This window comes from Pseudoalteromonas sp. SR43-2 (genome assembly GCF_014163885.1).
In the GTDB taxonomy this organism is placed as follows: Bacteria; Pseudomonadota; Gammaproteobacteria; order Enterobacterales; family Alteromonadaceae; genus Pseudoalteromonas; species Pseudoalteromonas distincta.
Genome location: NZ_JACJED010000021.1, coordinates 83,287 through 95,933, shown reverse-complemented (window position 1 = coordinate 95,933; position 12,647 = coordinate 83,287). Strand labels below are relative to the sequence as shown.

General features: G+C 39.0%; 12 protein-coding genes and 4 tRNA genes. 4 read left to right on the top strand and 12 right to left on the bottom strand.

Features of this window, described 5'->3' with window-relative positions:
- The 8 genes from H5120_RS16575 to murB form a co-directional block, all read right to left on the bottom strand.
- On the bottom strand, positions 1 to 125 hold a 125-nt coding region (locus H5120_RS16575; protein ID WP_033023824.1), incomplete at its 3' end, for a GTP-binding protein.
- Between the two features lie 129 nt (positions 126 to 254).
- Positions 255 to 330: transfer RNA gene (locus H5120_RS16570), tRNA-Thr, on the bottom strand.
- A gap of 11 nt (positions 331 to 341) precedes the next feature.
- Positions 342 to 416 (bottom strand) — tRNA-Gly (locus tag H5120_RS16565).
- 44 nt (positions 417 to 460) lie between these two features.
- Positions 461 to 545, bottom strand: a tRNA-Tyr gene (locus tag H5120_RS16560).
- Between the two features lie 40 nt (positions 546 to 585).
- Positions 586 to 661: transfer RNA gene (locus tag H5120_RS16555), tRNA-Thr, on the bottom strand.
- A 126-nt stretch (positions 662 to 787) separates the two neighbouring features.
- Positions 788 to 1,498, bottom strand: coding sequence for a type III pantothenate kinase (locus H5120_RS16550; RefSeq protein ID WP_024606312.1), 711 nt, complete (start codon positions 1,496 to 1,498; stop codon positions 788 to 790).
- The gene (birA, locus tag H5120_RS16545) at positions 1,495 to 2,487 is read right to left on the bottom strand and encodes a bifunctional biotin--[acetyl-CoA-carboxylase] ligase/biotin operon repressor BirA (RefSeq protein ID WP_182675543.1); all 993 of its coding nucleotides are present in this window, start codon (positions 2,485 to 2,487) and stop codon (positions 1,495 to 1,497) included. Before birA ends, H5120_RS16550 begins: the two co-directional genes overlap by 4 nt.
- Positions 2,487 to 3,494, bottom strand: a complete 1,008-nt coding sequence (murB, locus tag H5120_RS16540; protein ID WP_182675542.1) for a UDP-N-acetylmuramate dehydrogenase — start codon at positions 3,492 to 3,494, stop codon at positions 2,487 to 2,489. The genes birA and murB overlap by 1 nt, the downstream gene beginning before the upstream one ends.
- A 143-nt stretch (positions 3,495 to 3,637) precedes the next feature.
- On the opposite strand from murB, the gene H5120_RS16535 reads away from it, so the two are divergent.
- On the top strand, positions 3,638 to 5,479 hold the full coding sequence (locus H5120_RS16535; RefSeq protein ID WP_182675545.1) for a M1 family metallopeptidase: 1,842 nt from the start codon (positions 3,638 to 3,640) through the stop codon (positions 5,477 to 5,479).
- A gap of 58 nt (positions 5,480 to 5,537) precedes the next feature.
- Here H5120_RS16535 and H5120_RS16530 read toward each other — a convergent pair whose 3' ends face one another.
- On the bottom strand, positions 5,538 to 6,137 hold the full coding sequence (locus H5120_RS16530) for a DUF2057 domain-containing protein (protein ID WP_004334921.1): 600 nt from the start codon (positions 6,135 to 6,137) through the stop codon (positions 5,538 to 5,540).
- 92 nt (positions 6,138 to 6,229) lie between these two features.
- Here H5120_RS16530 and H5120_RS16525 point away from each other — a divergent pair, with 92 nt between their 5' ends.
- The 3 genes from H5120_RS16525 to H5120_RS16515 all read left to right on the top strand — a co-directional run bounded on the left by H5120_RS16525 (position 6,230) and on the right by H5120_RS16515 (position 9,797).
- Complete coding sequence (locus H5120_RS16525; RefSeq protein ID WP_004334923.1) at positions 6,230 to 6,598, top strand: histidine triad nucleotide-binding protein; 369 nt, start codon at positions 6,230 to 6,232, stop codon at positions 6,596 to 6,598.
- Between the two features lie 219 nt (positions 6,599 to 6,817).
- Positions 6,818 to 7,474, top strand: coding sequence for a response regulator transcription factor (locus H5120_RS16520; protein WP_004334929.1), 657 nt, complete (start codon positions 6,818 to 6,820; stop codon positions 7,472 to 7,474).
- 166 nt (positions 7,475 to 7,640) lie between these two features.
- The gene (locus H5120_RS16515) at positions 7,641 to 9,797 is read left to right on the top strand and encodes a response regulator (RefSeq protein WP_182675541.1); all 2,157 of its coding nucleotides are present in this window, start codon (positions 7,641 to 7,643) and stop codon (positions 9,795 to 9,797) included.
- Positions 9,798 to 9,837: 40 nt separating this feature from the next.
- Here H5120_RS16515 and H5120_RS16510 read toward each other — a convergent pair whose 3' ends face one another.
- The 3 genes from H5120_RS16510 to H5120_RS16500 form a co-directional block, all read right to left on the bottom strand.
- Positions 9,838 to 10,413, bottom strand: coding sequence for a hypothetical protein (locus H5120_RS16510; protein ID WP_182675540.1), 576 nt, complete (start codon positions 10,411 to 10,413; stop codon positions 9,838 to 9,840).
- Entirely contained in the window at positions 10,413 to 11,090 is a 678-nt protein-coding gene (locus H5120_RS16505) for an AHH domain-containing protein (protein WP_182675539.1), read from the bottom strand. Before H5120_RS16505 ends, H5120_RS16510 begins: the two co-directional genes overlap by 1 nt.
- A gap of 118 nt (positions 11,091 to 11,208) precedes the next feature.
- A complete protein-coding gene (locus H5120_RS16500; RefSeq protein ID WP_182675538.1) occupies positions 11,209 to 12,621 on the bottom strand; it encodes a mannose-1-phosphate guanylyltransferase/mannose-6-phosphate isomerase in 1,413 nt (470 codons plus the stop codon).
- Positions 12,622 to 12,647 lie beyond the last annotated feature (26 nt).

The following is a 12,647-nucleotide window of genomic DNA, read 5'->3' as shown; positions in this document are numbered from 1 at the left end:
CCGCCGTATACTTTTGCAAGTACGTTAGTGATTGCTGCAGTTAGTGTAGTTTTACCGTGGTCAACGTGGCCGATTGTACCAACGTTTACGTGCGGTTTTACGCGTTCAAACTTTTCTTTTGCCATGACGGAACCTATCAGTTTTGTGTATCTAAATTACATATGAAAATAATCCACCAAAGGTAGATTAAGTTAATCTTTTTCAAATAGTATTTTCTGACAGATAAAGGAAGTAATCAAGGAGATTCTTAGGACTGGTGCTGATAGGCAGAGTCGAACTGCCGACCTCACCCTTACCAAGGGTGCGCTCTACCAACTGAGCTATATCAGCAACACAAGAACTGGAGCGGGCAGCGGGAATCGAACCCGCATCATCAGCTTGGAAGGCTGAGGTAATAGCCATTATACGATGCCCGCATAAAAATCTGTTCTTAAACTACCTCTAACCGTCAAGAATAAAGTGGTGGAGGGAGCTGGATTCGAACCAGCGAAGGCTGAGCCGTCAGATTTACAGTCTGATCCCTTTGGCCGCTCGGGAACCCCTCCACGATAATTCTCTACTAATTCACTTCCGGTAAAAGGAAAGTGGTGCCGACTAACCGAGTCGAACGGTTGACCTACTGATTACAAGTCAGTTGCTCTACCAGCTGAGCTAAGTCGGCACTGCTTTAGTACGGGGCGAGATATTAGAGTAAGGTTTATTGGGATGCAACTATAAAATTAAAAAAAGTGTAAATTTTTAGTTTAAATGCTCAATATTCACGCGAAAACACGTTTTTTTCACTTTTTTATGTTGTTTTGCTTAGCTGGTGCCAGTAATTTAACCCCTTCATTACGAGTAATGAATCAAAAATACTTCCCTCAAATTGCTGTTGTAAAAGCAAGCCATAGCCACCAGCAAAAATGATTTGTACTTTTTGCTCTGTTTTTTTATCCGTTAAGTGCAACTTAGCTTGCTCAATTGCTCCAATGGTTGCCACTAAAGCACCATTTTTTAAACCATTAGGCGTATTTTTACCCAGTTCATTGGTAAATGGAGTTTTACCATCATCAAAAACACGTTGAGTATTTTGTGTAAGTGATGAGGTCATTAAATCAAGCCCAGGTAAAATCCAGCCACCTAAATGCAACCCTTCACTACTAAGCACATCAATTGTTGTCGCAGTACCCGCATCAACAACAATGCATGCTGTGTTTGGATATAACGTAAATCCAGCAATAAGCGCAAGCCACCTGTCTATGCCTAAGTTAGCTACATGCTCGTAAGCGCATACAAGATCTCCAAGCGTTTTGGTTACCTTGGCTTCAAAACAAATAATATTATTGCTAGCCGCTTGCGCGAGAATATTGTTTAGTAAATCACTGCGCCCTACACATGCATAAATCACTTCGGTTATTTGTAACCAAGGCAGGTTATTTATATCTGCCGGTTGTGCTTGCTCGTTATGCCACAATACAGCTTTTAATGATGTATTTCCTACGTCGATCAATAATCTCATAATTGCGCCTTTCTAAGGGAGACTTCCCCACCGTAATAACTTTTTACCTCCCCGTCTTGGCGAATTCGTATTCCACCTTGTGGGTCAATACCTTCACATATTCCACGCCAACTTCGGTGTCCTGTATTTAGTTCAACATATTCACCAGCAAACGCATTGAGCGAATTCCATTGCTCATACATAGCTTGCAAACCCGTTTGACGATACTGCGCTAAACGCTGCTCCAAATGATGAGTAAGAGAAGCCACAAGTTGGTTTTTATCAAGCTTTTGAGTATGTTGATTTAAGTCAGTCCACGCTTGGTCTATATGCTGACTAAAGCTCTCAGGCATTTGTAAATTAATACCGATACCAATCACTAACTGACAAGGTCCTTGCGGTTGTCCATCTAATTCAACCAATACACCTGCAAGTTTTTGCTTATTTATATAAATATCGTTAGGCCACTTAAGTTCTACGTCAACTTGGTATAACGCTTTAATAGCATCATAAACAGCTAGGCCTACCGCAATTGATACGCCCATTGCAGCTTGTAAGCCGTCATCTAAACGCCAAAAGTAACTGTAATACAAATTAGCGCCAAATGGGGATTGCCAAACACGGCCGCGTCTACCACGTCCTGCTTGCTGCATTTCAGCAACAATAACAGTGCCAGACTCAAGCGTTGTTTTGGCCTGTATACGGCGCATAAGCTCGCTGTTGGTCGAATCAATAATAGGGTGTACTTCTACATCGGCAGTATTTGCACCTAGCGCTTTGTAGTGCTGATCAATTTGCGTTTTATTTAAAAGGCCCACCTGACTATTCAAACAATAGCCTTTGCCAGTCACTTTAAAAATATCCAAGCCCATTTCTTGTAACGTTTTAATATGTTTACTTACCGCAGCTCGGCTAATACCTAGCTTTTCACCCAAGGCTTGACCAGATACAAACCCTCCTTGGTTGAGTGCATTTAAAATAGCGAGTTTGTTTCCATCAGGTGCTTTCATTACTTAGGCTCCGCGTTAATATGGCATTCGCTGCGTGCATCCATTAAACGTACTTCGTGCTCTAACATAATGTTGTAACGCGTATAAACAACTTGCTGAATGTGTTTAATCATTTTTATTAGGTCGCTGCCTTCACTATTTCCGTGATTAACAAGTACTAGAGCTTGTTGTTGATGCACTTCTATACCAGCCTCGCGGTGCCCTTTTAAACCACTTTGATCGATTAGCCAACCTGCCGCGACCTTGTGATGGCTTTGTCCATATTCGTAATGAGGTAAATCGGCAAATTGCTTTAATAGCCCAGCTAACTGCTGGTTGGTTATTATTGGGTTTTTAAAAAAGCTGCCCGCATTGGCAAGTGTATATGGGTTAGGTAATTTGCTATTACGCGTTTTTATAACCTGATCGAATACTGCTTGCGGGGTGATGCTTGAGAGCTGCTGCAAAGGGCCATAACTTAATGCTGGTTGCCATTTTTTTGGGAGCGCTAAGTGTACTTGCGTGATCACCGCTTTATTTTTAAGGGCATGTTTAAATATTGAGTCTCTATAAGCAAATTCACATTGCTCGTTATTTAATGAATACATAGTGTTAGTGGTTATATCAAAGTACTCTACCAACTCAACAAATTTAGCTATCTCAACACCATAAGCACCAATATTTTGTACCGGCGATGCGCCAACAGTGCCCGGTATAAGTGCTAAATTTTCAAGCCCTGGTATATTTTTCTCTAATAAATAGCTAACTAGTTGATGCCAGTTTTCGCCTGCGGCAATACTTATTAGTGTGTCGTTCTCGCGCTCGGTAATTTTAATACCTTTTAAAGCTATTTTTATAACCGTACCCATGTAGTCATTTAAAAATACGGTATTACTGCCCTCGCCCAGCAAACAAAACGGTGCACTAAAATTTTGCGTTTTAAGTTGCTCAAGCTGAGTAATTTCAACAAAATTTTGGCATTGGCTGTTTAATGCGAATGTATGTAAGGAGTGTAATGAATGCGCCACAAAGCTCTCTAAAAATACCGGTAACTAATCGCAATAGTTTACCTCATCGTCGCAAATGTGGCACTAGATTGTAAAAATCACTCAACCCGCCGTGTCAATCGTGATATAAAACCAGCACTTTTTTATTTGTGTTCAGAGTAATGATGAAAATTAAACCTCTTTTTTTAAGCCTCGCTATGGCGGGTATGTGTTCGCAAGCAATGGCTAATGCGATTGACCAAAACTCGTATGCTAACCTTGATGATGTTGTTACTACTCACTTAAACCTTGATTTAGATGTCGATTTTGCCGACAAGCAGTTAGAAGGTTTTGTAGAGCATACTCTTCAGTGGAACAACAGCAAAAGTAGAACTCTCGTACTTGATACCCGCGACTTAGACATTGATAAAGTAATGTACAAAGATCAAAGCGGTAACTGGAAAAAAGCGACTTTTGATTTAGCTAAGCGAGATGACGTTAAAGGTTCAAAGCTTACTATTGTGTTTAAAAACCAAGCTGAAGTAGTTCGTATTTACTACAACAGTCGCCCAGAAGCTTCAGGCCTGCAATGGTTAACACCAGAGCAAACGGCAAGTAAAACGCATCCATTTATGTACAGCCAATCGCAAGCAATTCATGCACGTAGTTGGATCCCAGTGCAAGATACACCCGCAATGCGTGTAACTTACTCTGCACGAATTCATACACCAAAAGATATACGTGCTGTAATGAGTGCCGACAACAAAGATGCGCTTTATAAAGATGGCGACTACATTTTTGATATGCCACAAGCAATTTCACCTTACCTAATTGCTATTGGCGCAGGTAACTTAGAATTTAAAGCAATGTCGCATCAAACAGGCATATTTGCTGAACCGACAATTTTAGATGCCTCAGTTGCTGAATTTGACGACACCCAAGCCATGATCGATAAAACAAACGCGATGTACGGCGAATATGCATGGGGTCGCTACGACTTATTAATGCTACCACCAAGTTTTCCGTTTGGTGGCATGGAAAACCCACGCTTATCATTTATTACTCCAACGGTTGTTGCCGGTGATAAAAGCTTAGTTAACCTTATTGCTCATGAGCTTGCTCATTCTTGGTCAGGTAACTTAGTAACTAACGCAACGTGGGAAGATTTATGGTTAAACGAAGGTTTTACCTCGTACGTTGAAAACCGCATTATGGAAGAAGTATTTGGCCGTGACCGTGCGGTTATGGAACAAGCACTTGATTCAGCGTCTTTACGCGCACAACTTAAAACAATTGATGCACCAGATACACGCCTTAATTTAAAACTTAACGGCCGCGACCCAGACGATGCATTCAGTTCAGTGCCTTACACTAAAGGTCAATTATTTTTAATTTACCTAGAAAACAAATATGGTCGCGATAAGTTTGACCCGTTTGTAAAAGCGTACTTTAAAGAGTTTTCGTTTAAATCACTTACTACCGCGCAATTTGTTACTTACTTAAAAGCTAACTTAATTGAAAAGTATCCTGGTGTTGTAAGCATGGATAAAGTAAACGAATGGATTTTTGAACCTGGATTACCAAATGATGCGCCAAACCCTACTTCTGATGCATTTGATAAAGTAGATACTGCAACAGCAGCATGGCTAAAAGGCGACACAACTGCAGCTCAACTGCCAACAGCTGATTGGTCTGTGCATGAGTGGCTACACTTTTTAAATAACTTACCACGTGATTTAAGCCAAGAGCACATGGTAGAGCTTGACTCAGAATTTAACCTAACACAGTCAACTAATGCTGAACGTGCATTTGCTTGGTTTATGCTAGCAGTAGGAAATGGTTATCAACCAATTTACCCTGCACTTGATAAGCACTTATCAGGCATTGGCCGTCGTAAGTTAATTGTACCGTTATATAAATCCCTTATCACTAACGGTAAAAAAGAGTGGGCACAAAGCGTGTACTTAAAAGCACGCCCTGGGTATCACCCTCTTGCACAAGGTACTATTGACGCATTATTTGAATAAATAGCGTTAACTAGAAACTAAAAAGGGCCAAATTTGGCCCTTTTGTTTTGCTATTTTTCTACTTTGTCACTTTTTCTAAAAAAGCTTTACGCTCTGCAGTTGTGGCTTGTTGCCACCAAAAATCAAGCATTTGCGGCGCACTTGGCATGCCTTTACCTGTAATTGGTGCTATCGGCTTTATTGGCTGACTAGGACGAGAAGGTCCTGCAGGCATTGTATTTTGCATTACCGGTTTATTGCTTGCTAGCTGCGTGTTAGAAATAACACTTAAAGGCTTAGCAACAGCGCTACTTTTTGCTTTTAAACTAACTTGTGGTGCTTCTGCAAATACTTTTGCAGATACTGCATTTTCAGCACGATTAAACACTAAGGTATAATCTTTACCTGCTTCAACAGTTACACTTACCCAAAATGGTTCCGACTCCACAACTTCATGCGTGTCATAATCATCTTCATATAAATCGGTATATTTTAGCCTAAGCTGGTAAGTTCCTGGCGCAAGCTCTACATCATCAATACGGCTAAACAAAGAGCTTTCTAGCATTTTATCGCCCACTTGTAGTGGTACAATTTCTTCTGGAAAGTGAATGTTTTCAGCATTAGCCGAAAAACTAAGTAGTAATGCAACTGCACTACTTATTAAAATTGGTTTAAGCATATTAACTCCTTTATTTGATTTCAGTTTGACACTGCTTTGAAAGTTTGTCATTAGTGAGCTTAAAATTCATAACACTTAATTAGGAACACACTATGAGCCAAGAGACTATTTTTACCAAAATAATTAATCGTGAAATTCCGGCCGACATTGTCTACGAAGATGAAGACACCCTCGCATTTAAAGATATAAACCCACAAGCACCATTTCACGTGTTAATTATTCCAAAAAAAGCAATTGCTACTATAAATGATATAAACCCTGAAAACTCACATTTAGTAGGCAATTTATACGTTGTTGCGGCAAAATTAGCTAAGCAACACAATTTTGCTGAGGACGGATACCGCGTAGTCATGAACTGTAACGAACATGGTGGACAAACCGTTTATCACATACATTTACATATGCTTGGCGGTAAAGAAATGGGATGGCCACCTTACCAAAATGTAAAAAAAGTAAATTAATTAAAGATTTTTATCTAACTATTCTGCTCAACCAACTAGTTACAAATGTTATGATTTTTCATGGTTATAAAGAATAAATAGTTACTTATTTGCAACATTTTATGTTTAAATAATCGTAAAATCGTATTTGTTATTGAGTGCTTCAGCGACTTTCTAATACAAAAGGTGCGGAAGTCGTGATAAACTTAAACAGTCAGCTTTATAAAAGAGTATAAAAACATGAGCAGTTCAGCCTTTTTGTTATTAGATCAAGAGCCAATTAACACTATTGGTATTAACGTTTTAGAACCTTTGTTAAAAACGCAAGGCCTTGACGTAACCACGGGTACTAATATTTTAGACATACCTGAAGGGACTCGACTTTTGTTTATCGAAACATCTAGCAAGGATGCATGGGGAAAACTAAAAGAACAACTAGTAAACCTACGTATTAAATGCGATATCATATTGTTTAATCTAGACGAAAACCCTGAGCTTGCTAATCGTGCATTGTTGAGCGGTATTCGTGGCGTATTTTACACAACAGATAACGCCGATGTATTAATGAAAGGTATTCGCTTACTACTTGAAGATCAGCTTTGGTATCGTCGCGATATTATGTGTAATGCATTAAATCGTATGTTGCAATTTAATAAAGATGCGCTGCATAAACTAACCGAAGGCGATATTGAGCCTGTTAAACTTACTAAACGAGAAAAAGCAATAATCTCACTAATGAGTAAAGGTTCGAAGAATAAAGAAATCGCAGAAGATTTAAGTATTAGTCCACACACAGTTAAAACACATTTATATAGCGCATTTAGAAAAACTAAATGTCGTAACCGTATTGAGCTCCTATCTTGGGCACAACAAAATATCCCTGATGAAATTCGTTAATCATATATTTAGTTTAGAACTAGAAACAGACACTTAGGTGTCTGTTTTTGTATGTGTTACACACTTATTTAATACCAATTTGCTTGCCTAAGTGATCTGTTTTGATAATTGGTATAAGTGTATACTTTTAATAATCTTAGTTTAAAACTACTTTGCTGGAATATTAATGCTCGACTCTTTCACTCTTTATTTTGCCAGCATCGCCATCATGGTTGTAATGACCTTACTTAACTTTTTAACATGGCGAACAAACAAACAAATATCGGGCACGCTGCTATACATTTTCTATCCCATATTGCTATTAGGCTCTGTTATTGGTTTTACTCTTGTTGGTGATACACATAATTTAGTGATTATTAGCGCTGCCAGTAGCATGATGTTTGCCGCGTCAATAGTGCATTGTTTATCGCTCAGTCAGTTTTTAAATTATCACGGTATTGGTTTTAAATTACTTTGCTCAGTGACCGCTTTTTGCACTGTAATGCTTGGCTATTACACCTTTTTTGACCCATCTTTACACGAAAGAGTGATTGCATCCGATATACAACACATAGCAGAAGCCGGTTTTTTACTGTTTATATTTATTAAGTGTGCACGCAAACCCTATCCTAATGGCAGTATTGTATACATAACCATTTTAACGCTTGTTGCTTTAAGCTTTATTGGCCGCTCGTTATTTATGGATAACATTGAACAAAAAAATCTTTTAGTAAACGGCTGGTTTAGCTCTTTGCTATTTTTAAATGGCGTAATTGCGCCCATGTTTTACGCTGCAGGTATGGCGTTATTATGTAATGAGCGCAGAGAGCAGCACCTCAATAAACTCGCCGATAAAGCACAAAAAGACTTAGAAATACGCGGGCTCTTTTTATCAACAATAAGCCACGAAATTCGCACCCCACTAAACGGTATTTTAGGCAGCGCCCAACTTGTTATGAACCAAACAAGTGATACCCGCAATAAAGCCTATTGCGAGGCGATTATAAATTCTGCCGAATCACTTAATTTATTGGTAGATAAGGTCCTTGATTACGCGAGCCTAGATCAAAGTGACGAAGCGCTTTACGAAGAAGATGTAGAATTTAAAACATGGCTTAATAATTTATGTTTATTACTAAGCCCAATGGCCGAGCAAAAGCAGCTAAAATTTGAGCTTATCTATAATATTCCTGAGCAAGCCTGTTATTACTGCGACCAACAAAAACTTAGACAAATAATTATTAATTTAGTGGGTAATGCCATTAAGTTTACAGACCACGGAACCGTTAAAATTCAGGTTGATTTAGTATTAGAAAAGCAACTTGAGCACACGATAAAAATTAGTGTAAAAGATTCAGGACCAGGTATAGAAAATGATGAGATAGCCTACTTAACAGAACCTTATGTACAAAGTAGTGCAGGAAAAGAGAAAGGCGGAACCGGCCTTGGTTTAGCTATTACTAGCCGCCTGCTTGAGAAGCTCAGTAGCCGACTCGAAATAGCCAGCCAGCTTGGTACTGGTAGTGTATTTAGCTTTACCGTTACTTTTACTTTAGGTGAATTAAGCCTTGTAGAGCAGCGCCATCAAACTAAAGATTACTTAACAGGTCTTGATGTATTACTGGTTGAAGATTTAGATTTAAATCAAAAAATTGCTATAGAATTTATGGCCGACGATGAGCACAAAATTAAGCTCGCAAAAGATGGGAAAAGTGCCATAGAGCTCATGCAAGCTCACCACTTCGATGTTGTTTTGCTTGATATGAACCTACCTGATTTAACAGGCCAAGAAGTACTTAAACGTCTAAAACGCATAGATCATAAAAATCAACGAACGCCAGTACTCGCATTTACTGCAAGCCTTAGCCCTGACGAAGTAAAAGAGTATTTAGAATTAGGAATAAAAGACATTGTAGGCAAGCCTATTAAGCACGAAAAGCTTCGACAAGCACTTAGCGACTCTCAATCTAATCAAACTGCGAGTATTGCAGTAGAGCTTATTGATACCTTGTATGACAAAACAGCGGCCGAAACACTCACCAGCTCATTTAGTGAAGATGAAGTATCGTCGATTTATAATGAGTTTGTGCTCTCGGCGCGTAACAAGCTAATTCGCTGTCAAAAGCTTATTGATCAACATCCAGAGCAATGCATTAAGCTTTTACATCGCCAAGCAAGTACCGCTCTGCAACTTGGTTTTAATCGCTATGGTATTGAGCTTAAAAAAATAGAGCGTCGTTTACTCGATAAAAAGCCACACAACGATATGCTTGATGAAGCGTTAGATCTGTGGCAACGAAGCTTAGAGCAATATTTAAAGTTTGTGCGTGGGCAGTTAGAGTGAAATTAAAAAAGCGTTTAAGTTTTTTAAATTTTACTTTAGGTTAATCAAACCTCGCAACCTCTTCAAAGCTAAGCCCAGTAAAGCCATGTGCTTGCAAGGCACAAAATAGGTTTAAAGTAATATCTTTATCATTTACACGAGAGTCAAAAACGTAAGTGCCTTCAAATCGGTCTTCTGGCATTTTAAATATGCAGCTATGCTTTGGTAGTTTTTCTTTTTTGAACACCGCTTTTTGTAATCCGATATTTAAACTTGGCAGCATAAAAGTACTCATCTCAACATTTAATATACCCTCTATTTTTCGAGTGACATTATAAAAGTACCAATTATCATCACCGACATGGAAAGGCAGTAACTCTCCAGAATCTTCGAAAAGTTCAGCTAACTCATTTGCAACATGCTCCCTTATAGCAAGGCCTTGTAAATTAATTGCAGTGAAATCACCTAGGGGTGTCTCTTTTTCATTATTATAATGGGCACTAAAATTTATCAGTGTAGACTCTTTTGTAGAAGTATCAGGTTTCCATAACTCAGATTCACATAAAGTTTCATCATCAGGAAAAATGACTCTGTAATGATTAACATCTGGCGTGATTTTATAAATTACTTTACTCATTAGTACCCATAAACTCCATTCTGTAACGATATAGCAATTGCTTGTAATATCGCTGCACACTCGCTACGTGTATTTGCTAACGATAGTTGATTAGTAATATTTAGGTAATATAACTCTGTATGAATTTTTGCATGATTAGAAGCTTCAGGCATAGCAGGGTGTGGAACGTAATTTTCATTCTTAGGTAAAAAAACCCCATTACTTGGATCATCTATTCGGATTTTAAATTTTGCAAGTATCTTTCTGGCAGCCCGAGCCAATTCGTGAGTTCCAGAGACAATAGCATGGGTGGCCGTATTAGGTGGTTTTTTCCCAGCTCCTGTTGCAGACATATACCGTGTCATTCGCTGTGGCCGATGTTTTTCTTCTAAGAGAGCCTCAGCCGTTGTGTTGTTTGCCATTTCTGCATAACGTGAATATGCTAACAAACCAAATTTAACACTTCTAGTCGCTATTTTATTATAAAGACGCGCAGCATGTTGAGCAACCTCAGCTTCAGTAAGCCTACGTTCGGTCTCTTTCAAAGTTTTATCTAACTCATTTGAGATAAGATTTTCAGAATCTCGAAACTTATAAATAACACCTGATTCCCGAATACTATCACGTAACCCTTTCAGGAGTTCAGCAGGCTCGATCTGAATAGCTGTCGGCAAAGGTTTATCCATATAATTATTCATTAAACGTCCCTATAATTAAAACTACCAGCATAGTATTTCAAATTAATTTTTATTTCAATCAGTAGCTTTGTTACTCTAAATACGACTACATCATTAAGCAACCACTGTATTTAAATGCCTATCTTCCATATTTATCATCAAATCGCTCTATATCGCTTTCATCAAGTACAGCACCGGTTTGCACTTCAATGACAATTAACCGCTCTTTTTGATTATTAGCCAAACTATGAATTTGCTTAGCCGCGATATAACACGATTGGTCATGCGTTAGCGTATACGCTTGCTCATTAATACACACATCTGCAATACCCGAAACCACCACCCAATGTTCAGCACGATGCTGATGGCGCTGCGTCGAAAGCTTAGCACCGCTGTTAACAGTAATTTTTTTAACTTTAAAGCCAGTGCCTTCAACCAAAGTACGGTAATTCCCCCATGGGCGAAAAACCACTTGATGATGGTTAAGTTTATCGGTCTGTGTTGTAGCAATTTGCTTAAGCAACAAAGGCAGAGAATCTAGCTCATTTTGGTTTGCAATTAACGTGGCATCATGAGTATGAATAATTGCTAAATTGCTAACTCCAAGCGTAGCAATAGTGTGTTCAGCCTCGTTAATAACTAAGTTATTAGTGCTTTTTTGAGCCATATAATTAGCATTTAAGCTATTACCGTTTTCATCTTTTTTTGTAAGCGCATCAAGGGATGAAAAACTACCTACATCACTCCATTTTAAATCAACAGGCATAACAACTACGTTATTACTGCGCTCTAAAATGGCGTAATCAATTGAATCGCTTGGGCAGTGTTCAAGCGCACTGTTGCTTGGGCGGGTAAACCCTAAATCTTTAGTAAATTGCGCCGCTGCAGCGACACTCGTTGCTATTTTTGGCGCAAACCGTTCGAGCTCTTTTAAATAGGCTGCAGGGGTAAATAAAAACATGCCGCTATTCCAGCTATAACCACCTTGAGCTAAATAGCGGTTCGCTGTATCTACGTCAGGCTTTTCTTTAAATTGTGCAACATCGTAACAACCCGTTCCAACAATAGCCGCGCCTTGTTTTATATAGCCATAGCCAGTATGAGGCTCTGTAGGAGTAATAGAAAACGTCACTAGCTTTCCTTGCTCGGCAAGTTTTACAGCTTCAGGGAGCTTAGCCGTTAATACATCAAAGTTTTTAATATGATGATCGGCAGGCATCACTAATAGCGGGCCGGTAATCCCATTTTGCAGTGCATAGTGGGCGGCTAATGCGATGGCAGGCGCGGTATTTTTACCTTTGGGTTCGAGTAATAACGCAGTAGGAGCTGAGCTTGCAGCTTGCTCGGCGGCAATAAATCGGTGCTGCTCATTACACACTAAAATAGCATTATCAAATAAGTTATTAGTAACACGCGCCAATGTACTTTGCAGCAATGACGTGCTTTCACTAAGTAGTGGTAAAAATTGTTTAGGCATGGCTTGGCGAGAAAGCGGCCACAAGCGAGAGCCTATGCCACCTGCTAAAATTACAGGAGTGATTAAAGTGTTCATAATGTACATTAGCCGCCAACAAAAAT